This is a genomic window from Vibrio sp. K4 (genome assembly GCF_051122595.1).
In the GTDB taxonomy this organism is placed as follows: domain Bacteria; phylum Pseudomonadota; class Gammaproteobacteria; order Enterobacterales; family Vibrionaceae; genus Vibrio; species Vibrio owensii.
The window spans coordinates 3469951-3495214 of sequence record NZ_CP178577.1 but is presented as its reverse complement, the minus strand read 5'-3'; the positions used below and the strand labels follow the sequence as shown (position 1 = coordinate 3495214).

At 47.5% G+C, this 25264-nt stretch carries 22 protein-coding genes; 13 read left to right on the top strand and 9 right to left on the bottom strand.

From position 1 onward, the window contains the following. The first annotated feature begins 63 nt into the window (after positions 1-63). The 3 genes from rhlB to ACLIIY_RS15755 all read left to right on the top strand — a co-directional run bounded on the left by rhlB (position 64) and on the right by ACLIIY_RS15755 (position 4708). Entirely contained in the window at positions 64-1377 is a 1314-nt protein-coding gene (rhlB, locus tag ACLIIY_RS15765) for an ATP-dependent RNA helicase RhlB (protein WP_005440041.1), read from the top strand. A gap of 19 nt (positions 1378-1396) precedes the next feature. Further along, on the top strand, positions 1397-2890 hold the full coding sequence (gene gppA / locus ACLIIY_RS15760; RefSeq protein ID WP_434527889.1) for a guanosine-5'-triphosphate,3'-diphosphate diphosphatase: 1494 nt from the start codon (positions 1397-1399) through the stop codon (positions 2888-2890). Positions 2891-3064: 174 nt separating this feature from the next. Then, complete coding sequence (locus ACLIIY_RS15755; RefSeq protein ID WP_434527888.1) at positions 3065-4708, top strand: sugar nucleotide-binding protein; 1644 nt, start codon at positions 3065-3067, stop codon at positions 4706-4708. A gap of 222 nt (positions 4709-4930) precedes the next feature. On the opposite strand, the gene ACLIIY_RS15750 is transcribed toward ACLIIY_RS15755, so the two are convergent. The 3 genes from ACLIIY_RS15750 to recQ form a co-directional block, all read right to left on the bottom strand. Next, the gene (locus ACLIIY_RS15750) at positions 4931-5605 is read right to left on the bottom strand and encodes a 7-cyano-7-deazaguanine/7-aminomethyl-7-deazaguanine transporter (RefSeq protein WP_005378770.1); all 675 of its coding nucleotides are present in this window, start codon (positions 5603-5605) and stop codon (positions 4931-4933) included. A 234-nt stretch (positions 5606-5839) separates the two neighbouring features. Next, complete coding sequence (locus ACLIIY_RS15745) at positions 5840-6145, bottom strand: DUF3630 family protein (protein ID WP_434527887.1); 306 nt, start codon at positions 6143-6145, stop codon at positions 5840-5842. 9 nt (positions 6146-6154) lie between these two features. Beyond that, the gene (gene recQ, locus ACLIIY_RS15740) at positions 6155-7990 is read right to left on the bottom strand and encodes an ATP-dependent DNA helicase RecQ (RefSeq protein WP_005451195.1); all 1836 of its coding nucleotides are present in this window, start codon (positions 7988-7990) and stop codon (positions 6155-6157) included. A 176-nt stretch (positions 7991-8166) separates the two neighbouring features. Here recQ and rarD point away from each other — a divergent pair, with 176 nt between their 5' ends. The 4 genes from rarD (at position 8167) to ggt (ending at position 12580) form a co-directional block, all read left to right on the top strand. Further along, the gene (rarD, locus tag ACLIIY_RS15735) at positions 8167-9081 is read left to right on the top strand and encodes an EamA family transporter RarD (protein ID WP_050937618.1); all 915 of its coding nucleotides are present in this window, start codon (positions 8167-8169) and stop codon (positions 9079-9081) included. Between the two features lie 72 nt (positions 9082-9153). Next, on the top strand, positions 9154-9951 hold the full coding sequence (locus ACLIIY_RS15730) for an AraC family ligand binding domain-containing protein (RefSeq protein ID WP_434527886.1): 798 nt from the start codon (positions 9154-9156) through the stop codon (positions 9949-9951). A 91-nt stretch (positions 9952-10042) separates the two neighbouring features. Beyond that, entirely contained in the window at positions 10043-10702 is a 660-nt protein-coding gene (locus ACLIIY_RS15725; RefSeq protein WP_009696781.1) for a LysE family translocator, read from the top strand. Between the two features lie 111 nt (positions 10703-10813). After that, positions 10814-12580 carry a gamma-glutamyltransferase gene (ggt, locus tag ACLIIY_RS15720; protein ID WP_434527885.1) on the top strand — a complete coding sequence of 589 codons (1767 nt, stop codon included), beginning with the start codon at positions 10814-10816 and terminating at the stop codon, positions 12578-12580. Between the two features lie 823 nt (positions 12581-13403). Here ggt and uvrD read toward each other — a convergent pair. Further along, a complete protein-coding gene (gene uvrD / locus ACLIIY_RS15715; RefSeq protein ID WP_005440023.1) occupies positions 13404-15578 on the bottom strand; it encodes a DNA helicase II in 2175 nt (724 codons plus the stop codon). 280 nt (positions 15579-15858) lie between these two features. Here uvrD and ACLIIY_RS15710 point away from each other — a divergent pair, with 280 nt between their 5' ends. The 4 genes from ACLIIY_RS15710 (at position 15859) to ACLIIY_RS15695 (ending at position 18299) form a co-directional block, all read left to right on the top strand. Further along, positions 15859-16119: a BufA1 family periplasmic bufferin-type metallophore gene (locus tag ACLIIY_RS15710; RefSeq protein WP_005451246.1), complete on the top strand. Its 261-nt coding sequence runs from the start codon at positions 15859-15861 to the stop codon at positions 16117-16119. 86 nt (positions 16120-16205) lie between these two features. Then, positions 16206-17078 (top strand): MNIO family bufferin maturase, encoded by an 873-nt coding sequence (gene bufB, locus ACLIIY_RS15705; RefSeq protein WP_434527884.1) that lies wholly within the window; start codon positions 16206-16208, stop codon positions 17076-17078. Then, a complete protein-coding gene (locus ACLIIY_RS15700; RefSeq protein WP_434527883.1) occupies positions 17075-17833 on the top strand; it encodes an HvfC/BufC N-terminal domain-containing protein in 759 nt (252 codons plus the stop codon). The genes bufB and ACLIIY_RS15700 overlap by 4 nt, the downstream gene beginning before the upstream one ends. A 10-nt stretch (positions 17834-17843) precedes the next feature. Next, positions 17844-18299 carry a DoxX family protein gene (locus ACLIIY_RS15695; RefSeq protein WP_009696777.1) on the top strand — a complete coding sequence of 152 codons (456 nt, stop codon included), beginning with the start codon at positions 17844-17846 and terminating at the stop codon, positions 18297-18299. 32 nt (positions 18300-18331) lie between these two features. Here the strand turns inward: ACLIIY_RS15695 and tsrA are convergent, their stop codons facing one another. Further along, entirely contained in the window at positions 18332-18613 is a 282-nt protein-coding gene (tsrA, locus tag ACLIIY_RS15690; RefSeq protein WP_005443411.1) for an H-NS-like global regulator TsrA, read from the bottom strand. A 91-nt stretch (positions 18614-18704) separates the two neighbouring features. Continuing rightward, positions 18705-19898, bottom strand: coding sequence for a multidrug effflux MFS transporter (locus tag ACLIIY_RS15685; protein ID WP_009705199.1), 1194 nt, complete (start codon positions 19896-19898; stop codon positions 18705-18707). A 107-nt stretch (positions 19899-20005) separates the two neighbouring features. On the opposite strand from ACLIIY_RS15685, the gene ACLIIY_RS15680 reads away from it, so the two are divergent. Together ACLIIY_RS15680 and ACLIIY_RS15675 are read left to right on the top strand one after the other, a co-directional pair. Continuing rightward, positions 20006-20947 carry a LysR substrate-binding domain-containing protein gene (locus ACLIIY_RS15680; protein WP_005447244.1) on the top strand — a complete coding sequence of 314 codons (942 nt, stop codon included), beginning with the start codon at positions 20006-20008 and terminating at the stop codon, positions 20945-20947. Positions 20948-21150: 203 nt separating this feature from the next. Further along, entirely contained in the window at positions 21151-22941 is a 1791-nt protein-coding gene (locus ACLIIY_RS15675; protein ID WP_434527882.1) for an aminopeptidase P family protein, read from the top strand. A 121-nt stretch (positions 22942-23062) separates the two neighbouring features. Here ACLIIY_RS15675 and thiH read toward each other — a convergent pair whose 3' ends face one another. Genes thiH through thiS form a run of 3 tightly spaced genes read right to left on the bottom strand, consistent with a single transcriptional unit; the run spans position 23063 to position 25237 of the window. Continuing rightward, positions 23063-24175, bottom strand: coding sequence for a 2-iminoacetate synthase ThiH (thiH, locus tag ACLIIY_RS15670; protein WP_050937759.1), 1113 nt, complete (start codon positions 24173-24175; stop codon positions 23063-23065). A gap of 34 nt (positions 24176-24209) precedes the next feature. Beyond that, entirely contained in the window at positions 24210-24977 is a 768-nt protein-coding gene (locus ACLIIY_RS15665) for a thiazole synthase (protein WP_005397059.1), read from the bottom strand. 5 nt (positions 24978-24982) lie between these two features. Next, a complete protein-coding gene (gene thiS, locus ACLIIY_RS15660) occupies positions 24983-25237 on the bottom strand; it encodes a sulfur carrier protein ThiS (protein WP_005378804.1) in 255 nt (84 codons plus the stop codon). Positions 25238-25264 lie beyond the last annotated feature (27 nt).

Sequence of the window (25264 nt, the reverse complement as noted above, 5' to 3'; positions counted from 1 at the left end):
ATAGATGCCCTATTGGAATGTATTTACTTTCTTATTGCAAGCTTTAGCTGATATTCTATCGCTATGAAAAAGACGCATATCACAGAGCAAAAGTTCGCCGATTTGGATTTAAAGCCCCAAGTTATTGAAGGATTGGAAAAAAAAGGGTTCGAATATTGTACCCCTATCCAAGCCTTGGCGTTGCCGGTACTGCTCACCGGCCAAGACATTGCAGGCCAGGCCCAAACGGGTACTGGTAAAACCCTCGCGTTTCTTACTGCTACCTTCAACCACCTTCTAACGACACCAGAGCACGAAGGCCGCAAGCCAACTCAGCCGCGCGCGATCATTATGGCACCAACGCGTGAGCTAGCGATTCAGATCTTTAACGATGCTGAACCTTTGATCGCGAGCACAGGTCTTAAAGCCGCTTTAGCTTACGGTGGCGAAAGCTACGACAAGCAACTTGCTAAACTGCAAGATGGTGTAGACATTCTTATCGGCACCACAGGCCGTATCATCGATTTCTACAAGCAACGCGTATTCAACCTAAACAACATTCAAGCGGTTGTTCTGGATGAAGCAGACCGCATGTTCGATCTTGGCTTTATTAAAGACATTCGCTTCTTGTTCCGTCGTATGCCTGAGCCAAAAGAGCGTTTGAACATGCTGTTCTCAGCAACGTTGTCTTACCGCGTACAAGAATTGGCATTCGAACACATGCACAACCCTGAGCATGTTGTGGTTGAGCCAGAGCAAAAAACCGGTCACCGCATCCAAGAAGAGCTTTTCTACCCTTCTAATGAAGACAAGATGGCACTGCTTCAAACGCTTATTGAAGAAGAATGGCCAGACCGTGCGATCGTTTTTGCTAACACAAAGCACAAGTGTGAGTCGATTTGGGGTCACCTAGCAGCTGATGGTCACCGTGTTGGTCTACTGACTGGTGATGTACCACAGAAGAAGCGTGAAAAGATTCTTGAGCAATTCACTCGTGGTGAAGTTGACCTACTCGTAGCAACCGACGTTGCAGCTCGTGGTCTACACATCCCTCAAGTAACACACGTATTCAACTTCGACCTACCAGATGATTGTGAAGATTACGTTCACCGTATCGGTCGTACTGGTCGTGCTGGCGCAAGTGGTCACTCTATTAGCTTTGCTTGTGAAGATTACGCAATCAACCTGCCACCAATCGAAGAATACATTGAGCACGCAATTCCAGTTTCTGATTACGATGCTTCGGCTCTAATCCAAGACTTGCCTGCACCACTTCGTATGCGCGCGCCTCGTACTCAGCAACGTCGCACCAACACAGGTGGCACTCGCTCTGGTAACCGCAAGCCGCAAGGACGTCGTCCTCGTCAGCCGCGTCAATCAGCGCCAAAACAATCATAAAAGGAAACTGAAGTCGTTTATGAGTCAAGCAGGATCATCACCGCTATACGCCGCCATCGACCTCGGGTCGAACAGTTTTCACATGCTCGTTGTGCGTCACATCGATGGCAGCGTTCAAACTATGGCTAAAATTAAGCGCAAAGTTCGTCTAGCCGCGGGCTTAGATGAACATAACTCTCTTAGTATGGAAGCTATGCAGCGAGGATGGGACTGCTTAAGTCTATTTGCAGAACGCTTGCAGGATATTCCTAAACAGAACATCCGCATTGTGGGTACCGCGACATTGCGTACCGCGACCAATGTGGATGTTTTTCTAGAGAAGGCGAACCAAATCTTAGGTCAGCCTATCGAAGTGATTACTGGCGAAGAAGAAGCCGCCACTATATATAAAGGTGTTGCTCACACCTCCGGTGGCAGCGGTCGTCGCCTTGTGGTCGATATCGGCGGTGCGAGTACCGAACTGATTATCGGTGAAGGTTTCGAAGCCAAAGCACTAACCAGTCTAAAAATGGGCTGTGTGACTTGGTTAGAGAACTTCTTTAAAGACCGCCAATTAAATGCACGTAACTTCGAAGCCGCAATTGAAGGTGCGAAGCAAACTCTGATGCCAATCTTAGAACAGTACACCAACCTAGGTTGGGATGTGTGTGTTGGGGCATCGGGTACCGTTCAAGCACTACAAGAGATAATGCTAGCGCAAGGTATGGACGAAGTGATTACTCACTCCAAACTTAAGCGTCTGCAAAAGCAGGCGATGCTTGCTGATCACTTGGAAGAGCTCGATATTGAAGGCCTTACCCTAGAACGTGCTTTGGTATTCCCAAGTGGCTTATCCATTTTAATTGCGATCTTTGAGCTACTAGAAATCGATGCTATGACACTGGCTGGCGGCGCGCTACGTGAAGGCTTGGTGTACGAGATGGTTGACGAGCTTCGTCAAAACGACATCCGTGCACGCACTATTTGCAGCGTACAAAGTCGTTACCAACTCGATTGCCATTACGGCGAACAAGTCGCAAAGCTTGCAGGCAAACTACTTGAGCAAGTTGGCGGTGAAGCGTGGGTTACAGAACCTCAAGGTAAAGTGCTGCTAGAAACAACAGCGAAGCTGCATGAAATCGGTCTGACGATCGATTTCAAAAAAGGTGGTGCACACAGTGCTTACCTGCTTCAGCACTTGGATTTGCCTGGTTACACGCGCGCACAAAAGTTCTTTATCGGTGAAATTGCTCGCCGTTACCGTGAACAGCTAACCTCACTGCCGGAGCAACATGCTCTGTCAGGCACCAGTGGTAAACGCGTGCTGCGTTTATTGCGTCTCGCGGTTCTACTCAGCCATCGTCGTAACCCTGATCTGGAGCCAAATGTGACTCTAACAGCAGAAGGCGACAAACTGATGCTCAACATTGATGCGCAGTGGCTAGAGGCAAATCCACTGACTGCCGCTGAGTTGGAAATTGAATCCAACCGTCAGACAGACATCGGCTGGCCGTTAAGCGTCGTAGCAATATAATCGACCACTTCTGTCATAACGTATTAAGCCCAAGCACTCGCTTGGGCTTTTTGTATCGAACTTTTACCCCAACAAAACGTGCTGCTCAGCAAAAATCTTAGCTTCTCCGCTCTACATCGAAAAACAGCCATGCTTTATTGATAAATACGATTTAGCCAACCAAGATGCACCATAATGAAAACCGTTTTAATGACTGGCTTAACTGGCACCCTCGCCCCTAAAGTTGCTCATCAGTTCCACCTCCGCGGCTGGAATGTATTGGAATGGAATCACCATCAAATCCCGCCGGATGATCTACAGCAAAGTGAGCAATTTTGGCAACAGCACCATATTGATGCGGTGTGCCATATGGCGATGGGGAGTGAAGCGTGGGCAGCGTGGCTTGGTGAGCACTGCAAACAGCGCAACATTCCTTACCTATTTGTCAGTACAGCAATGGTATTTGATGCCCCAAAAAATGGGCCTTATGGCATCTTTGAAGAAAGAAACACCCAAGATGATTACGGCAAATACAAAGTTCGTTGTGAAGATGCAATCTGGCAAGCAAATCCAGATGCGATGATTGCTCGAATCGGTTGGCAACTCCATCACCAAGCAGAAGGCAATAACATGTTGGCGCATCTCGACCGCCAACATGAAGAGAACGGCGTTATTACCGCTAGCACGGCTTGGTATCCCGCGACTTCTCATATGGACGATACTGCACTCGCCTTTTTGCAGCTTATTGAGCGGAACGAAGCCGGTTTATATCACCTTGATAGCAACTTAAAGGATAAGTGGAATTTCTACGAACTCGTTTGTGCACTCAAGCAGCATTACAACAAGCCATGGCAAGTGCTGCCAAGCAATGACTATCACCATGACCAACGTCTAACAGATGAACGAATTGCCTTGCCGCCATTGAGTGAACGTTTCAACAAGCCAGAGCAAATCCAGCAAGCCGGCATCATAGGAATCAACTGGGGACGCACGCACATTCCCCACTATCGAAACAATGGTGTTGCGGTCACGACGTTATGTGCCAAGCAAATAGAACCGCTTCAGCAAGCGTGCAGTGAAGAAGCAATCCTAAAGGCAGAAACGAACGTCAGCGCACTCAAACAACTCGATGTCGTGACAATCGCGACACCTGCGCATACTCATGCAGAGATCATAAAGACGTTGGGTTCAACCAAGCTGATTTGTGAAAAGCCCTTGGTGGGATTGAATTTCGACATCACTCACTGGCAGCAACCGAACGCCAACCTATTGGTTAATTACGCCTTTGCTCAGCTAGAGACAGCCAAGACGATAGAGAAGTGGCTCACTTCGCAAACCCAACCCTGTGTGGTCAATCTAATCACCCAAGTAAACCTACCGGGCACCTTCACACTCAAAGAGTGGTTTCTTGAAACAGCCAGTCACCCTATTTCTTGGTTGCTGCACTGCTTCGGAGACTATTCTCAATCAACACTGATTGAGGAAAACGGCCAACTGATCGTTGAGCTGCAATGTGGCGACCACCAGCTAAGGTTTGTATTTGAATTAACAGGTGAGCCGGGCATCGAGCACATTCTAACGATTCAATCCAACCAGACCTTAACCAGTAAAGGCTACTACCGTGTCGGCGAAAAATGGCGTTTCGAGCCCATTCTCGTTAATGGCAATGCAATAAATAATGGAGAGTACAGCGAATCTGATTGCTGGCAGGACGCCAATCAACGCAGTGTCGGTTTGATGTTGGCGATGTTCAATCAAAGCATCAGTTGGGAGAACGGCCTGCAACTTGGCGCCTTCGATGCGCAAAAAGCCATTTTGATTGAGAAGATGCTCCGTTAGCCATTTCACCAGCGAACTTCCTCTACGTTCCGTATCTTCGATTAAAAGGTCTCACTCGGGACCTTTTTTATTGCTCATTTTTACCTTCGTACAGCTTAGGGAGCTTTTGGACACTCATGATCTAATTACTCCCCACGCTGTACAAAACGCTCTAAACCCAAGTAAACAGGTACAAAAAAGCCGCTTGATTTAAGCAAGCGGCTTTCGGGGTTCCCACTGATATTAAGACTGAACGCTTGTCGTCACCTTAAAGTCAGGGTTCACCGCAGTCAGCTTCTTAATTAGGTAATTCAGTAGTACGCCATACATAGGAACGAAAAGACCAAGACTGATAATCAGTTTGAAGCCGTAATCCACCAGCGCGATTTCCGTCCAATGCTCCGCCATAAATGGATCTGGGCTTTGGTAGAACGCAATGGCGAAGAAAGCGATAGTATCAAGTGCATTACCGAAAAGCGTTGAACACGTTGGTGCCACCCACCATTGCTTCATTTGACGTAGGCGGTTGAACACGTGCACATCCATGATCTGACCAAGTAGGTACGCCATGAAGCTAGCAATCGCGATACGAGCAACGAATAAGTTAAACTCCCCTAGGTGACCAAAACCTTGGAATTGACCTTCGAAGAACACCACCGATAAGAAGTAAGACACTGCCAAAGCAGGCAACATCACTAAGAAGATAATCTTACGCGCCAACTGAGCACCGAAAATACGCACGGTTAAGTCAGTCGCTAAGAAGATAAATGGGAAAGTGAATGCACCCCAAGTGGTATGGAAACCGAAAATAGTAAACGGTAGCTGAACTAGGTAATTGCTAGATGCAATAATGACTAGGTGGAATAGAACCAGATAGATAAGGGCGTTGCGCTGCTGCGCAGGGGTAAAGTTACTCATGCGATACCTTTTTAGTTTGGTTTGGGGGTGAGGGAACCCAAATCGAGTCACTGAATAGAGTGGCTCTTACCAACAATGTAAAATGAAAAATAAACTGGCTTGGCTCATTCTGAGCGAAGCGGTGGGCGATTATACATTAACCACTTTTCGCCGCAAGTCGTCTGTTTTACGCAAACGTTTGAGCATAAAAAAGGGTGTTTCATGTGAAACACCCTTTCTAAAAAAATTCTATTTTTAGAAGCCGCGCTGGAACAATCCTGCAAGATAATCCAACTCTTCCCTGCTCTCTTCAATCGCTAACGCTTCAAACCAAATCGCTTCGCTGTAATGCTCTGCTTTCATAAACAGTTGGCAACCTTCAAAGTCGATCAGCCAAGAGTGAATGTCCGCATCCCATTGCTTTTCCACCACAGTTGCAGAAAGCAAGCCGACTAAACGCTCACCTAAGGCAGGAAAGCTATCAAGGTCAAAGCTCGGCGCGGTAATGATTAAGCGCCCTTCTTGTGCCAGGTAGTCCGCTAAGCCAAATTCCTTTTGCATCTTGGTTCCTTATCCGTGGTGAGTAATATGTTCTTGAATCAAATCGAGGAATGGGTCGGCGTACTTCTCCAGTTTGCGCTGACCAACACCGCTAACTGCCAGCATTTCGCCGTAAGACGTTGGCAGAATTTCCGCCATATCAATCAGAGTCGCGTCACTGAAGACCACGTATGGTGGCAAACCATCTTCATCAGCAATCGACTTACGCAGCTTACGTAACTTAGCAAACAGCTTTTTGTCGTAGTTCTTGCTGGTCAGTTTATCTGATTTCGCCGCACGTGCTGCAGTGTCTAAACGCGGAACTGCTAACTCCAGAGTCACATCACCACGCAACAGCGGACGCGCCTCTTCAGTAAGTTGCAGCGTTGAATTGCGCGTAATGTTTTGGAACAGCAGCCCTTTGTGAATTAACTGACGGAAGATACTCACCCAGTAATCGTGGCTGTGATCGCGCCCTATCGCGTAGGTAGAAATCTTATCGTGCCCGTTTTCACGTACACGAATGTTTTGCATACCACGTAGCACCTCTACCACGTAGCCCATACCAAAGCTCTGATTAACACGGTACACACAAGACAACGCCTTACGTGCTTCTTCCGTGGCATCAAAGTGTTTCGGTGGATCTAAGCAAATATCACAGTTGCCACATGGCTTCTCGCGATACTCACCAAAGTAATTCAGTAGCACCTGACGACGACAAGTCTGCGCCTCAGCAAAGGCACTCATCGCATTCAGTTTATGGGTTTCCACCTGCTTCTGTGGACCATCGTCTTTCTCATCCAACATACGGCGCAGCCAACTGATGTCCGCTGGGTCATACAACATCATGGCTTCCGCAGGCAAACCATCACGCCCTGCACGACCCGTTTCCTGATAATAGGATTCGATATTGCGCGGGATATCAAAGTGAACCACAAAACGCACGTTTGGTTTGTTGATGCCCATACCGAATGCCACAGTCGCCACTACGATTTGGATGTCATCACGTTGGAAAGCTTCTTGAACGTAAGCGCGCTCATCGGCGTCCATACCTGCGTGATAACCAGCAGCACGAATGTGGTTGTTGCACAGCTTCTCGGTCACCATCTCAACTTTCTTACGGCTACCACAATAGATGATGCCGCAATTACCTTTTTGGGTTTCAAGATAACGAACGATTTGCGAAACCGGCTTGTGCTTCTCAACTAAGTTGTAGCGAATGTTAGGACGGTCGAAGCTGCCTAGATAAACCTCTGGATTATTCAGTTGCAGACGCTCAAGAATATCTCGGCGCGTTGCGTCATCCGCCGTCGCCGTCAGCGCCATAAATGGCACATGGGAAAACTGCTGCTTAAGTTGACCAAGCGCGGCGTATTCGGGACGGAAGTCGTGTCCCCATTGGGAAATACAATGCGCTTCATCGACAGCAATCATCGATAGCGGCAAGTTTTCCAAGCGCTCAATGAAGTCACGCATTAATACGCGTTCTGGCGAGACGTACACCAACTTAAGATGACCAGTGTGCATGCGGTTATACACGCTGAGCAGCTCTTCACGAGGCATGGTCGAGTTAATGCACTCAGCCGCTACACCGTTGGCTTTAAGCTGGTCCACTTGGTCCTTCATCAGCGAGATAAGCGGAGAGATCACCAAAGTAATGCCAGAGCGAACCAAAGCAGGAATTTGATAACACAGCGACTTCCCGCCACCAGTAGGCAGGATAACTAAGCTGTCGCGACCTTCTACTGCAGCGTCAATCACCAACTGCTGACCATCACGGAACTCTTGGTAACCAAACACATCCTCCAACACACGTTGAGGCGTTACAGGCGAGTCTGATTGTTCGGCTAACAAGGTAGAGGTCATGAAAAATCTCAGATTGGGTCTTAAAAAGAGGTGCTTATGCATGCCACTAGCACGCAAAGTGAGGGCACATTGTAATGGGGTTTCATGGTGAATAAAACCGCAAATTGTTAGGTGATTCAGCTCACGACTCGTATACTGATTTTCTGCTCTATAAAAACTCAATTAGGTGACATCCCATGACACCAGAAGAACAACAACGCTCACGGCAAGGCGTCTTGCTTGCTATTGGCGCGTACACCATGTGGGGCATCGCACCCATTTACTTCAAATCGATTGCTGAAGTCTCGCCACTAGAGATCTTAAGCCACCGAGTGATTTGGTCTTTCTTTTTGCTAGCCGCACTCCTCCATTTTGGTCGCCATTGGCGCTCGGTTCGCGACATCATTAAAAACAAAACCAAGATGATGTTTCTGGTTTCTACTGCCATTTTGGTCGGTGCAAACTGGTTGATCTTCATTTGGGCGGTGAACTCGAATCACATGCTCGATGCCAGCTTAGGTTATTACATTAACCCACTGATCAACGTCTTACTCGGGATGGTCTTCCTTGGCGAGCGTCTACGTAAGCTTCAGTGGTTCGCGGTTGTCCTTGCGGCTTGTGGCGTATTGGTTCAGCTGATCGTCTTTGGCTCGGTGCCTGTGGTCGCTATAGCGCTGGCAATGAGTTTCGGCTTTTATGGCTTGCTGCGTAAGAAAGTCAGTGTGGAAGCACAAACCGGACTATTCATTGAAACCCTGGTGATGTTACCTGCTGCAGCAATTTACTTGCTGTTTATTGCGAGTTCACCGACGTCCAACATGCTAGATAACCCAATGCAGCTGAATACCTTGTTGATTGCTGCAGGCGTGATCACTACCCTGCCGCTACTGTGTTTTACTGGCGCAGCAACCCGTCTAAAGCTATCGACGTTGGGCTTCTTCCAATACATAGGTCCGAGTTTGATGTTCTTGCTTGCGGTGCTGATTTACGGCGAACCGTTCACCAGCGATAAAGCCATTACCTTCGCCTTTATTTGGGGTGCTTTGGTGGTGTTTAGCTTTGATGGTCTGCGTAATAACCGCAAGTCACGCAAAGCGGCTCAAGCAGCCTGATCGTTTTTTACAAGACATTTAAGAAATTGATGGATAAGCTTGGTCATAATGTGACCAAGCTTTTTTTATTTAATGGAACATATTCAGTACTACGCAACCGACCATGACAACTTGAGTCTGATAGAGGCGAAATACCAGAAATTTGCTTTTCAAAGGCATTACCACCTGGATTTTCATCTCGGTCTGATCACGCATGGTGCGCAGAAGTTCCAATACCAAGGTAACAGCCACCAAGTTGGTCACGGGCAAATTGTGATAATGCCGCCAGATGAGCTGCACGACGGACAATCTAAGCTCGAAAGTGGCTATGAAGTGAATGTATTTGCGATCGAACCTCACCTATTGAGCGATCTGGCTGATCTTAAGCAAGACGGTCAAATAATACACTTCAACGAACTGATCATCTCGGATCCACAGATATTTTCACAACTTAGTAACTTACATGGGCTACTTCGTCGTGAAAACCTCAGCCAACTCACCAAAGATTGCCTTCCTTTTGAAGGATTTAACCAGCTTTTTGATCGCTACGGATCGCTTGAGCGACAAAAAGTTGTGCCGTTAGGAAATCAATCACTTGGAACGTTAAAAGATTATCTAATGGCAAACCTTGACCAAGCAGTGCGTTTGGATTCGCTATCAGAACTGTGCCAACTGAGCCCAACTCAGTTCCAGCGCCACTTTAAAGCGCAAACTGGCATGACGCCTTATGCATGGTTCGCACGCCTGCGCCTTGAGCAAGGCATGAAGTTACTGCAATCAGGTCAATGTGGTACCGACGTCGCCCATCAGATCGGTTTCTACGACCAAGCGCATTTCAGCAAAGCGTTTAAGCAGACCTACGGTGTTTCCCCTTCTCAAGTGACTCGTTAATTTCATTTACCGAGAAAGCTGTCAGTTTTTTACAAGCGCCACAGGTGACTTGCCACGACAATAGCCGTATTGGTTATATTTGAGATGTGTTATGAATGAATCCACCATATTGCTGACGCTCGCCAGCATTCACTTTATTGCCCTAATGAGTCCCGGTCCCGACTTTGCGCTGGTCGTACAAAACGCGACGCGTCATGGTCGTCAAACTGGCTTGTACATTGCGCTGGGATTGTCTGTCGGTATTTTGCTGCACTCTTTGTTCAGCCTGACAGGCGTGAGTTATATCGTCCACCAGCACCCAGTGTTGTACTCGGTGGTGCAACTGCTCGGTGGTAGTTACCTGCTCTACTTAGGTATTGGTGCATTGCGCGCCGTGATCTCAATGATCAAAAATCCAATGGCGGATCAACCTAAGAAGCAAAACAACCTAGTGATCAGCAATAAGCGTCAGGCATTTGCGAAAGGATTTGCAACTAACATCCTTAACCCGAAAGCCTTGGTGTTCTTTATCAGTTTGATGTCGAGCTTAGTCCCTGCAGGTATGTCGATCACTGGCAAAGGTATTGCTTTGGTCATCCTGTTTGGCTTGTCGCTATTCTGGTTCTCTAGCCTTGCATGGATGCTGTCGACGCAGCGCTTACAACGTAAATTGCAACAAGCTGGCATCTACATCGACGGTCTGTGTGGCGTGGTATTTACTCTCGTGGGCGGCAGTATTTTGTACCAAACCATCAGCACTTTTATCGGATAAAGTACTGATTTAAAAGCGTAGCACAATCGACATTTCTAAGATTGCTGACTCGACGTGACTCTTCATGACTGCCAAGCTGAAAGCACAAAACTGGCAACATGGAGAGTCATCATGCATTGGACGTTCAACCGACTCGTGACCACGGGTCTTTTTCTTACTTCCCCACTCGTCTTATCTACCTCAGCCTTTGCTAACCAAGCAGCAGATGCCGTTGCGCCGGAGCACAGCACTGGCTTCGAGCAAAAGCAATTGGTCAAAGCCAAAGACTATATGGTCACCGCAGCCAACCCACTTGCCACCCAAGCCGGGGCGGATGTCCTTGCTCAAGGCGGTAATGCTATTGATGCCATGGTTGCCGTACAACTGATGCTGGGCTTGGTAGAACCGCAATCTTCAGGCATTGGTGGTGGCGCCTTCTTAGTGTATTGGGACAGTGAGAAACAAAAACTGACTACGTATGATGGACGCGAGACTGCACCGCTCGCCGCGACACCGAAACTCTTCCTAGATGACAAAGGACAACCTCTGCAGTTTTACGATGCGGTTGTCGGTGGGCGCTCCGTTGCCACTCCTGGCACTGTGAAACTACTGTGGGACACGCACCAGAAATACGGCAAGTTGGAATGGAAAAAGATCATCCAACCTGTGATTACCTTGGCTGAGCAAGGTTTCGAAGTAAGTCCTCGCCTCGCGAGTCTGATTGAGAAAGATGCCAAGCGCCTATCACGCTTCCCTGCGACTAAGGCTTACTTCTTTAATCCAGATGGCTCACCAAAAGCCGAAGGCACATTGTTGAAGAACCCTGAATACGCGCAAACTCTGACGGCAATTGCAGAACAGGGGGCAAAAGCTTTCTATCAAGGCGATATCGCCACAGACATCATCAAGACAGTACAGAATGCACCGGGCAATCCTGGCGTATTGGCACAACCTGACTTTGATGCATTCCAAATCAAGCAACGTGAACCGGTTTGTGCGGCTTACCAAAGCTATGACATCTGCGGCATGGGACCACCTAGCTCTGGCGCATTGACGGTTGGGCAGATTCTAGCGATCACCGAGCAATACGATCTGAAAGGTTGGGGAGCCGAAAGCGCAAAATCATGGCAAGTGATCGCTGATGCATCTCGTCTTGCGTTCGCGGATCGCGGTAAATACATGGCTGACCAAGATTATGTACCAATGCCAACCGAAGGCTTGCTTGATAAAGATTATCTCAAACAACGCGCTGAGCTCATTCAAATCGGTAAAGCATTGAGTAAGGTTGAAGCCGGCAATCCTCCTTGGTCACACGCGATGAACCTAAGCATGGACCAATCAATCGAGCTGCCTTCCACCAGCCATTTCAATATCGTTGATAAGCAAGGCAATGTGGTTTCAATGACAACGACCATTGAGAACGCTTTTGGCTCACGCTTGATGGTGCGCGGCTTCTTGCTCAACAACGAACTGACCGATTTCTCTTTCCGCACCCATCAAGATGGTGTGCCAATCGCGAACCGCTTAGAACCGGGCAAACGCCCACGTTCATCCATGGCTCCGACCATTATGATGAAGGATGACAAACCTTACATGGCAATTGGTTCACCGGGTGGCAGCCGTATCATTGGTTACGTCGCACAAGCCATTATCGCCCACACGCAATGGGATATGGACATCCAAAGCGCGATTAATCAGCCACGATTACTGAACCGTTTTGGTACCTTAGATATTGAGCAAGGTACCGCTGCAGAAGGCTTACAGCCTGAGTTGGAAAAGATGGGTTTTAAAACTGATGTTCGCGATTTGAACTCTGGACTGCATGCGATACGTATAACAAAAGACGGTCTTGAGGGCGCAGCCGATCCAAGGCGTGAAGGTGCAGCTATCGGGCAGTAAGAGTCTTTCGCTCGACCCCTTGTGCGAGATCTCTCACAAAGGGTTGAGCAAACCTCTCTTTTTTAATGGTAAAACCGTACAACAAAGAACATAAGTCATTGAATTTAATATTTATGTATCTTTTTTGAACGCAAGGAGAGTGAAAAAATGTGAGATTAGCCCGTTGTTGGAAATCGTTAAACACGTAATATTAAACCTGTCGGAAGGATGCTGACACGGAACAGGAAACACCACGGACTTGGTGAACTTCAGGAAGAAGAAACGGTTGTTCAGGATGAATAGTCGGGCATGGATTGCAAAATTGGACATTGAACGGAATCAATAGTGACTAGGATGGTTGCTACTAAGGACGGGAAATGGACACCTCTGGACGAGGCAAGGATTTGAACATCAGGATGATGTCAGGGACACCGCTCAGGGAACAAGTGATGAGAGCTAACGAGGATGGTTAGCAGACCAGGATAAGGTCATTAAGGACACCGCTAGGAAGGCGACGTAAGGATTAAGCTGACGGATTCAGCACACTATCATGGATTAGATGCATGGAGCACTCTTAGTAGCCGGATTGCTGCGAGTAAGACTATAACCCCGATGGGCGCAAGCCCTCGGGGTTTTTCTTTGCCTAAAATTTTTCTCAGCAGCTAGCTCTGCTGAAAACAGACATTCACCAACAACACCAAACTTTCCCTTCAAACAGCATCGTTAAATCGCGCTTTCGCACTCCATTTATCATTCCATTTTTTACTGCATTAGCGACACAAAAACAGCACAAACAAAAAGAGCCGCCGAAGCAGCTCTTAAGTTGATCAGTTTTGGTCAAGCCTTACAGTTTCTCTAGTCGTGCGTAAGCAGTCACCAACCATTTGATGCCCTCACCATTAAAGGCAATCTGTACGCGACTCTGTGGACCACTGCCTTCGAAGTTGATGATGGTGCCCTCACCAAACTTAGGATGCATCACACGAGAACCTAGCGTAAAGCCAGTTTCATTGAAGCTCTCTTTCACCGCCGTTTGGCTAAATCGACCACTACTTGCAGGGCGGCTAACTTGCGCCTTCATGCGTACTTCGTCTAAACAAGTTTCTGGCAGTTCACGGATAAAGCGAGACGGTTTATGGTACTTATCCTGACCGTACAAGCGGCGCATTTCAGCATAAGTGATGTACAGTTTCTGCATCGCACGGGTCATGCCTACGTAACACAGACGACGCTCTTCTTCTAAACGCCCTGCTTCTTCTGCCGACATTTGGCTTGGGAACATGCCTTCTTCTACACCAACCATAAACACCAACGGGAACTCCAGACCTTTCGCACTGTGCAGCGTCATGAGCTGAACCGCATCTTCAAACTCATCCGCTTGTCCTTCGCCCGCTTCTAATGCTGCGTGGGTTAGGAATGCCGTCAGCAAGGACATGTCTTCCGCTTCTTCTGGTTTCTCGAATTGGCGAGTTGCGGTCACCAATTCCTCCAAGTTCTCAATACGCGCCTTAGACTTTTCGCCCTTCTCTTGCTCGTACATCGCGAACAAGCCCGAGTATTTGATCACATGGTCAGTTTGGTGATGCAGTGGCATCTCGATGGTGTCGTCTTCTAGTGCCGTAACAAGCTCGATAAAACGGCTCAGAGCACCAGCAGCACGACCTGCAAGCACCTTCTCATCCAACATAGCCACACTCGCTTCCCACATGGTGCAACCACGGTCACGAGCCGCAAAACGGATGGTTTCAAGCGTCTTATCACCCAAACCACGCGTTGGCGTATTCACTACACGTTCAAATGCCGCATCATCATTACGGTTGGCAATCAAACGCATGTAGCTCAAGGCATCTTTGATTTCCTGACGTTCGAAGAATCGCATGCCGCCGTAGATACGGTAAGGCAGACCAGCTTGGATTAGTGCTTCTTCAAGAACACGCGACTGGGCGTTATTACGGTAAAGCATTGCAGCGTCATTCAGAGCACCGCCCTTGTCTTGCCACTCTTTGATTTTGTTTACCGCAAAACGGGCTTCGTCTAGTTCGTTGTAAGCGCTATAAATCGAGATAGGCTCACCGACAACGCCATCTGTCCAAAGCTCTTTCCCCATACGCTCGGTGTTATTCGCGATCAGAGCATTGGACGCTTCTAGAATGGTCTTGGTTGAACGGTAGTTTTGCTCAAGACGAATGGTATTCACGCTTGGGAATTCCAGCGTAAACTTCTCAATGTTCTCGACTTTTGCACCACGCCAGCCGTAAATCGACTGATCGTCATCACCTACGATCATCACGTGACACTCAGGCCCCGCCATCATACGTAGCCAAGCGTATTGGATGTTGTTGGTATCTTGGAACTCGTCCACCAAGATATGCTTAAAGCGTGCTTGGTAGTGTTCACGAACGAACTTGTTATCACGCAGTAGCTCATGTGCGCGCAGCAAGATTTCCGCAAAATCGACTAAACCAGCACGATCACACGCTTCTTGGTAAGCGGTGTACAACTGCAGATATGTCTTGGTCACTGGATCGTGGTACGCATCAATGTGCGAAGGGCGCAGACCTTCGTCTTTCTTACCGTTAATCCACCATGCCACTTGGCGTGCCGGCCACTGCTTCTCATCGAGGTTTTGCGCTTTGATCAAACGCTTTAGTAGACGCTGTTGGTCGTCACTGTCGATGATTTGAAAATCTTCCGGTAGCTTGGCATCAAGATAGTGCGCACGCAGAATACGGTGACAAATGCCGTGGAAAGTACCATTCCACATGCCGCCTGCACTGCCCATCATTAGCTCTTCGATACGTCCACGCATCTCTGCCGCCGCCTTATTGGTAAAGGTTACCGACATGATTGAGAACGGAGATGATTGCTCGACCGACATCAACCAAGCGATACGGTGAACAAGAACGCGTGTCTTACCACTCCCTGCACCAGCAAGGACGAGCAAGTTTTCTAGAGGTGCTGCAACGGCTTCACGTTGTTTGTCGTTCAAACCGTCGAGTAATAGAGATGGATCCATCATGATGAGAGCTACTGGTTATTTATACATAAAAATAGATTATAACCTAAACAACCTCTTCAGATTAGACAAAAATTCATAAAAAATTCGTCGTTTTTTTACTCTACACATCAATAAGTTATATAAATTCCATTCTTTAAAACCATTTGTTTCGAAAATTTTTCTGAAAGTTTTTTAGCCAGTTTCCTATCTTTTAAGTTAAGCAAGTTGATAACAAAAACGCCAAAACAGGCGATTCATCTTGCCAACTTAAAGTAAAGGAAATCATTCAGAGGAATTTATTATGAAAAAGTCGAATCTAGCTGTTACTGCTGCTGTTACTGGTCTTCTAGCTCTTGGTGGCACAATGCTAACTGCAGCTCCAGCTGTCGCTGCTGATAAAGAGAAGTGCTACGGCGTTTCTAAAGCAGGTAAAAACGACTGTGCAACGAAAAGCAGCTCATGCGCTGGTACTTCTAAAGAAGATAACCAAAAAGACGCATTCGTAGTCGTACCAAAAGGTCTATGTGACAAGCTCGTTGGCGGTAGCACTTCTTCTTCATAATCTTTTATCGCTAGCTACTGCAAGGATGCGTTGACGCTCAACCGGCGCATCCTTATCTTCCCGCCCGCTTTGAAAAGGAGTTTCACGTGAAACACCACACCTTCCACGACCTTGTTGGAGTTGGATTGAGAACCCCTCACCTCGATTACTTTAGCCAAAACAAACCCGTGTTATCTTGGTTAGAAATCCACAGTGAAAACTATTTTCAGCCCAACGCTGCAGAGCGCAATCAATTACAAGCGTTACGCGAGCAGTATCAAATTAGCTGCCACGGCATTGGTCTGTCACTAGGTTCGGTGGAACGTGTGAATCAAAAGCACCTTGCTCAACTTAAAGCGCTGATTCACTCAATCGACCCGATTCTTGTTTCTGACCATTTGAGTTGGAGTGAAAACGGCGGTCACTACTTTAATGATCTGCTTCCACTTCCGTATACGGAAGAAGCGCTCAAAGTGTTCACTCGTAACGTAAATGAAGTGCAGGATTATTTGCAACGCGAGATCTTGATAGAGAACCCATCTAGTTATGTGAAGTTTCAACATTCGACCATCAGCGAATGGGAGTTCCTTACCGAAGTGCAAAAGCGCACTGGCTGTCGTTTATTGCTCGATCTAAACAATGTTTATGTTTCGGCATTCAACCACGGTTTTGATTGCGACACATACCTAGATGCAATTCCAGCCGACAAAGTGGATGAGATTCACTTGGCAGGTTTTACCATCAAACAACTCGACAAAGGTGAGATATGGATTGATACCCATAGCCGCCCAGTTAGCGATGAAGTTTGGCAACTGTTCGCGCAGTGGACAAAAAAACATGGTCCACGTCATGCATTGATTGAATGGGACTTGGATATCCCCGCGCCAGAAATCTTATTAGGAGAAGCGCAGAAAGCATCGCAACTGCTGTTGCAAGGCACACTTCCAAGTGAACAAAGCGAACCAAGGAAGGCATCATGAATCTAGCCACCTTACAAAGCCAGTTTGCTAAAGCCCTACACTATCAAGCACTCGGTGAAGATTGCGATATTGCCAATGATGAGTTTACCGCTGATGAACGCATGCAGATTTACCGCAATAACTTTATCGTCAGCTTAAGCGAGGTGTTATCCGCGACCTACCCGATGGTTGAAGCGCTGCTTGGTGAAGAGTGCTTTGAACAGATGGCTCGTCAGCACGTTCTCACTTATCCATTAGAAGAAGGAAATGTGGTGCATTATGGCGAAGGCTTTCAAGACACCATCATGCAGTTTAGTCAGGTGATCGCACAAGCACCTTACAGCCCTGAAGTCGCACGCTTCGAGTGGCATATCGACCTCGCTCGTCAAGCACAGTATGAACAATCCAATGCGGCACAATTAAAACCGCTTGCGTTACTTGGCGAAGTGAGTGAAGAGCAACAACCCGCTTTGGTTTTGCACCTTAAACAAGGCTGCCGCAGCTTTGACTCCAGCTACGCAGTATTTGATTTGTTTAGCGCGATTCAAACTGGGCAATTCGAACAACTTAATATCAACCAATTACAGCAAGGTGTCATCTCGATTCAAGCCAATGGAGAAGCCTTGTGTCACGCACTCGATGCCGATGTGTTCCAACTGCTGCAATGTTTAGAGCAGAAACAGAGTTTGAGCGAAATACCTGAAGTTTTACTCGCTCATCTCAATAGCATCACGGCACTCGATCTCGTTGACGGCTTTACATTGAAATCAATCTAAGGAGCACTCTATGACGGATACGGTTAAAAACTTAGTGAATCGGTACGACGATTTAATCAGTACCCTACAAGCTGGCTTTGTCCCTTTACTACTTCTCTTTTGTCGCTTGTGGGTTGCATGGGTGTTCTTCAATTCAGGGCTAATCAAACTCTCGTCTTGGGATAGCACACTGTATTTATTTGAGCTGGAATACCAAGTGCCAATACTGCCATGGGAATTGGCGGCTTACCTAGGTACGGCTGCGGAATTGGTTCTACCGGTGTTCTTGGCACTAGGATTGATTACCCGTCCGATGGCTGCGATTCTGTTTGTGTTCAACATCATCGCCGTGGTCTCTTACCCACTGTTGTGGGAGAAAGGTTTCTATGATCACCAACTTTGGGGATTGATGATTCTTGTAGTGATTGTGTGGGGACCAGGGCCATTGTCCCTCGACCACATACTGAAGAAGAAAATCACTCACTAAAAAAATCCCCGCATGATGCGGGGATTTTTTTATTATTTGTTCAAGTAAGCCAGTAGCTCTTCAGCTGAGATACCTTGCTTCGCGAGGTCTTTTGCCATCTGCTCTACTTGCTCGCCTTTACGTGATTCAATCACTTGCTGAAATTGATACACAAGATCACGTAATACCGGCACTGGAACTTGTTTTGCCGCGCTACGAATGCGCTCAGAGCTTTGGTTACCTAATTCGTTAAGCAACTTACCAAACATCACCTTTTCTGGTGACTCTTCCATTTGCTCTAGGATACGAGCCATTTCATACGTGGTTAACGACATTACTTTATGAGTTCCGTTATGGTGTCGAGAAAAGTTTGAACGACAAATATACACGCGTTAGGTACATTGGAAAATACTAAATTACCGAGTTTTACGCATTCGCCAATTTCGCATGCCAGTTCTTACCTGCTTTGCTAAACAGAATCACCAAAGCTGGAAGCAATACCCACATATGAATCGCGATCAGAGTTTGTGGATCCAGTGATAAACGCTGTAGCGTACCCACCAACAAACCAGATCCACTCATTTGGAACAAACCAAGTAGTGCAGCCGCAGTACCCGCTTTATCACCAAACGGTTCTAACGCTTTACCAGCTGCCGCGCCAAGAATCCAAGCAAAGCCAACCGATGAGATAAAGATTGGTAGCATGAAAGACAGCGCCGTGTTGTGCTCTTTCATCACCATCATGATCACACCAGAAATCGCCAGTAAGCTGATACCAACAACCAGTGAATTGTGTGTGCCCCAACGATCCATGAACTTAGGCGCAAGCATACAAGCCGCAATGTTGAACGCTGCATTCAGACCAAACCAGAAGGTGAATTCATTCATCGACAAGCCCATGCCTGTCATTAGAACGCCAGGAGCTGAAGTCACGTAAGCAAGAATGACTGCCATCGCCATCAAACACAGTGAAGCGTGGAAGATGAATGATGGTGTGCTCAAGACTGCCCAGTAGCGGCTTAGTTTAAATACCGCCTGCTTTTCTGTTGCAGGGTTGGTTTCCTTCATTCCAAGGAACATCATCGCACCCGCAATCACAGCGAAACCGGCCATAAAGCTGAAGTTTGCACGCCAATCAAATTGTTGGGTTAACCAGCTACCAAGAATCGGTGCCAGTGCCGGGATAAAGCAGATCGCGCCGTTAAGGTAGCTGATCATTTTGCCGCTTTTTTCCGGACCAAAGATATCGCGAACTGTTGCAAAGGCTGCTACAGATGTTGCACATGCACCTAAGCCTTGTAGCAAGCGAGCCGCCAACATCCACTCAATATTTTGAGCACTCCACGCCAATAAAGCGCTCAATGCGTAGATGGTGATGCCTCCCAATGCAACAGTTCGACGTCCGAGTTTATCTGCCAAGGGACCAGCGAATAGCTGACCAACACCCATAGCAAATAGGAACCAAGTGATGGTGTCTTGTGCCAATGCATTTTCTACCTGAAAAGTGGACGCGATAAGAGGCAAAGCAGGTAGATAGATATCAATCGCAAGCGGACTGAACAGAACTAACATGGTCAACAGCGCCATCTGTTTTTTGCTATTTGTAATATGGCTAGACACAAAACACTCCAAATTGAACAAGAACTTTTGAGCAAAGCTTAATCATCTGATGATATGAATGGAAATGATGTATACTCATGACCATTATTCCAATAGGGAAAATCACTGTGAACGTAGAGAAACTGGCACGCATCGACCTCAATTTGCTGGTCTGTTTTAAAGTGCTGATTGAAGAGTTGAATGTCACCCGAGCCGCCCACCGACTGTGCTTGAGTCAGTCTGCTGTAAGCAAATCCTTAGCGAAATTACGTACCCAATTTGATGATCCCCTATTCACTCGAAACTCACACGGATTGACGCCAACACCGCGCGCATTGTTCCTTAAACCGAAACTGGATCTGTTGATAAACCAACTTGAGGTACTGACTCAACCCGAAGAGTTCTCGCCACAAAGCAGTGAGTACCGTTTTCAAATCGCAGCAGTGGAGAGTGTCTACCCGCTCATTCTGCCCCACTTCTTGCCAGCAATATTCCAACAAGCACCAGGCGTGACCATAAGCACCCACTCTTGGTCGGAACAAACGTTCAAGATGATTCAACGCGGTGAAATCGATTTAGGCATGACAGGTCGAGATATCGACATCAACGACGCTAAGCTGACTATGCTGCCGCCAGATGACATTTGTGAACAGGAGATCTATCGTGACCACCAAATGTGTATCGTGCGTAAAGACCACCCGGCTTTGCGTGGTAATTGGAACTTAGAGGCTTATCTAGCCCTGCGTCATGTACAGGTGCGTTGTGATGGCAACGACCGTTGGTTGCTCGACTATCGTTTAGCCGACATTGGTCGCGAACGTGATATCGCAGTCACCGTACCGGACTTTAACAGTGCCGCCAGTTTGTGTTCTTACACTGATTTTGTGTTTACCGCGCCAAGCCACTTTGTGAAGCTGGCTGCCAAACAACACGACATGGCATTACTACCGCTGCCACTCGAATTCCCGCCAATGGCTTACACTTTGTTCTGGCACCGAGACAGAGAAAATGACCCAGCTTTAACTTGGCTACGTACCATGATCACGCAAAAAACCGATCATCTTAGATAAAAATCCCGGACGTGATTTGCGCTCTTACGGTAAAATGAGTAGCTTAACAGTCGATAGTCCTTTTTGGCTCATCTATGGCCTGTTGTACTCCGACTCTATTGAAGTGATTGCGAACCTCAATGGAATCGTAAACTGCATGAAGCAGATGGAAACAGCTCCCACACCTGAGCATGAAGGAGCGGTAATTTGAAGGAATAACACAGATGCACAACGATACCCAAAGCCGCGTGAATGCAATTCGCGAATGGCTAGCACAACATAATATTGATGCCCTACTTGTCCCACATGAAGACGAGTACTTGGGCGAATACGTACCAGCGCACAACGAGCGTTTACACTGGCTAACTGGTTTTACCGGTTCTGCTGGTGCTGCGGTGATCACCAAAGACAAAGCCGCTATCTTTGTTGATGGTCGCTACACGGTACAAGTCACTAAGCAGGTTCCTGCTGATCTATTCGAATACCGTCACCTGATTGAAGAGCCTGCACTAGATTGGATTAAAGACCACCTTACAAAAGGCGCGTCTGTTGCAATCGACCCTCGCATGCACAACTCTGCTTGGCTAGACATGGCACAAGCAAAACTTGCAGGTGCACTTGAGCTTAAGATTCTCGACAGCAACCCAATTGATGAGCTGTGGCACGACCGCCCTGCACCTGTGGTTTCTGATGTTCGCCTAATGGCAACAGAAGCGGTTGGTCAATCAAGTGAAAGCAAGCGCCAAGAAATCGCAGAGCTCGTGAAAAAAGCCGGCGCAGACAGCGCAGTGATCACAGCACTTGATTCTATCTGTTGGTTGCTCAACGTTCGTGGTCTTGATGTATCACGCCTACCAGTTCTGCTTTCTCACGCGATTCTGCATTCAGACTCAAGCGTGGAATACTTCCTAGATCCAGCACGTCTACCTGCTGAGTTTGACGCTCACGTTGGTTCTGGCGTAACAGTTCATCACCCAGAAGCATTACAAGCACGACTAGAAACTCTAACTGGCAAGAATGTACTGGTTGACCCTGCGACAAGTAACGCATGGTTTAAGTTGGTTCTACAAAATGCTGGCGCATCAGTGGTGAGTAAAGCTGACCCATGCCTAATGCCAAAAGCGGCGAAGAACGCAGTTGAAATCGCAGGCATGAAAGCATGTCATATCCGTGATGGCGTTGCGATGAGCAAGTTCCTATCTTGGTTAGATGCTGAAGTCGTTGCTGGTAACCTGCATGATGAAGCGACGCTGGCAGACAAACTGGAAGCGTTCCGTAGCGAAGACCCGACACTTATGGATCTTAGCTTCGATACCATTTCAGCTGCGGGCGGCAACGCGGCAATGTGTCACTACAACCACGAAAACCAACCTGAACCTGGCAAGCTAGAACTGAACACACTTTACCTAGTGGATTCAGGCGGTCAGTACCTAGATGGTACGACAGACATCACGCGTACAATTGCGATCGGTCAGCCTTCACAAGAGATGATTAAACAATTCACTCTCGCACTAAAAGGTCACATCGGTGTTGCACGTGCACGTTTCCCGAAAGGCACTCGTGGTTACCAAATCGATACGCTAGCTCGTCAGCACCTATGGGCGGAAGGCTACGATTACGATCATGGTACTGGTCACGGTGTTGGTCACTTCCTAAGTGTTCATGAAGGTCCAGCGAGCATTTCGAAGAAGCAAATCGATGTGCCTCTAACAGAAGGTATGGTGCTATCCAACGAGCCAGGTTACTACCGTGCAGATGCGTTTGGTATCCGTATCGAGAACCTAGAGCTTGTTGTTGAAACTCCGACTAACGGTGACTTCCCTGTTCTATCATTTGAGTCGCTAACACGCTGTCCAATCGACAAGCGCAACATCAACGTTGATATGCTAACTCGTCCAGAACTTGCTTGGCTGAATGATTACCATCAGAAGGTATGGGATGAGATCAGCCCGCTAGTTGAAGGTGATGTGAAAGAGTGGCTTCGTCAAGCAACGCTACCAGTAGCACACAGCTAGAAGCTAGAAGCTAGAAGCTAGAAGCTAGAAAAAAGTAGAGGGTTGATGTTTTGCATCAACCCTCTTTTTTTGCCTATGTTTCACGTGAAACATAACGATGACCAGTGGCTTTCTTTGCTACTTAACCAGAATACGCTGAGTGCCAATCTCGCCATACTGGGTCAAATCCTTTCGCTCGAATCATATCTTCCACAGAACCCGCGCTTCGCTCATCGCTGATCTCAAACTGCTCGAGTTCAACATCATCCATCGCATAACCACCCGGCTGAGTTTTCGATGCCGCAGACATACTGGTAATACCTAACGGTAATGCGTTGTCTCTGAACTTCGGTGATTCACGAGTCGATAATGACAACTCAACTTCTGGATTCAACAAACGATAAGCGCAAATCAACTGAACAAGCTGCTTATCCGTCATGACTGATTTTGGTTGGAGCGCGCCCTCACAAGGACGTAAACGCGGGAAAGAAATCGAGTAACGAGTCTGCCAATATGTGCGCTCTAGATAGTCCAAGTGCGCTGCCACATAAAAGCAATCGGTACGCCACTCTTCCAAACCTATCAAAGCACCGATACCGATCTTATCAATACCCGCTTTTGCAAGACGATCGGGTGTATCCAATCGGTATTCGAAATCCATCTTGTTGCCACGCAAATGGTGCTCGGCGTAAGTCGAAGGATGATACGTTTCTTGATAGACCATCACCGCATCCAAACCCAATGTCTTGAGCTCTGCGTATTCGCCTTGATCTAGCGGCTGCACTTCCATCGCCAAGTAGTTAAAACGCTTCTTAATCATCGGCACCATTTCGCGGAAGTATTTCATGCCCACTTTGGTTTCGTGTTCGCCAGTCACCAGCAATACGCTATCAAACTTCATGCGCTTGATGGCTTCAACTTCTGCTGCCACTTCGTCCCGATTCAAGGTACGACGCTTGATTCTATTCTCCATTGAGAAGCCACAATAAGTACAAGCATTGGCGCACAAGTTAGAAAGGTACAGTGGAATGTAAAGCGACATGGTATTACCAAAACGCTTGCGAGTTGCCGAGTATGACAGCTGCGCCATTTGCTCTAAGTACGCTTCAGCCGCTGGTGAAATTAGCGCTTTAAAGTCTTCCAAATCACGCTTGGGTTTATTCAATGCTCGCTCGACATCTTGTGCCGTTTTCGCGTAGATCGACATCGAAATGTCATCCCAATTCAGCTGCTTAAATTGTTCAACGAAGCTCATGTTTTCCTCGCTTAATAGCTAAACCAATCTAGGACTAAAGCTCATCTAGGAATGACGTCAGTGGACTGGACGCAACCGCATGAGAAACCTTACCAGCAAGTCCGGCTTCATAAGCCATACGCCCCGACTCTACCGCCAACTTAAATGCCTTTGCCATCGCAACGGGATCGCTCGAAGCTGCAATCGCAGTATTGACGAGCACGGCATCCGCTCCCATTTCCATCGCACGCGCGGCATGTGAAGGTGCACCGATACCCGCATCAACAACCACTGGAACATTAGCTTGGTCGATGATGATCTCTAGGAAATCGTGAGAAACTATCCCTTTGTTGGAACCGATCGGCGCACCTAATGGCATGACCGCGGCACAGCCTACTTCTTCCAATCGTTTACACAGAACCGGGTCAGCATGACAGTAAGGAAGGACGATGAAGCCTTCACGAACCAGTTGCTCAGCGGCTGCAAGTGTCTCAATTGGATCGGGCATCAAGTACTTCGGGTCTGGATGAATTTCCAGTTTTAGCCAGTTTGTACCTAACGCTTCTCTCGCCAATTGTGCTGCAAACACAGCATCTTTAGCATTCTTTGCACCTGAGGTGTTCGGCAATAAGTTCACGCCCGCTTGTACTAACGGCAGCAAAATATCGTCTTGTTGGTCGTTCACATCCACACGCTTCAACGCCATGGTCGCAAGTTGAGAACCCGATACTTGAATCGCTTCTGCCATTAATCGGCTGTTGGCAAACTTCCCTGTTCCCGTGAACAGTCTTGATTCGAATTGTTTATCACCAATTTTAAGCATCGACTTTAACCCCCTGCGATCGCTTGAAACAAAGAGATGCTATCTCCCTGTGAAAGAACTGTGCTAGCCCACTCACTGCGCGGCACAACATTGTTATTAATTGCAAAAACACAGCCCATTTCAGGCAGCGCAAATTGACTAATGATTTGCTGTAGATTTGACTCACTGGCAACTTGATGTGACTGGTCATTGATGACAATAGTGATCACATCTAAGTCAGCAGCGGTCATTTGTGTTGTTTGTTGTTCTGATAACGTCATCGCTTCCAACTCTCTTAATTCTGCCCA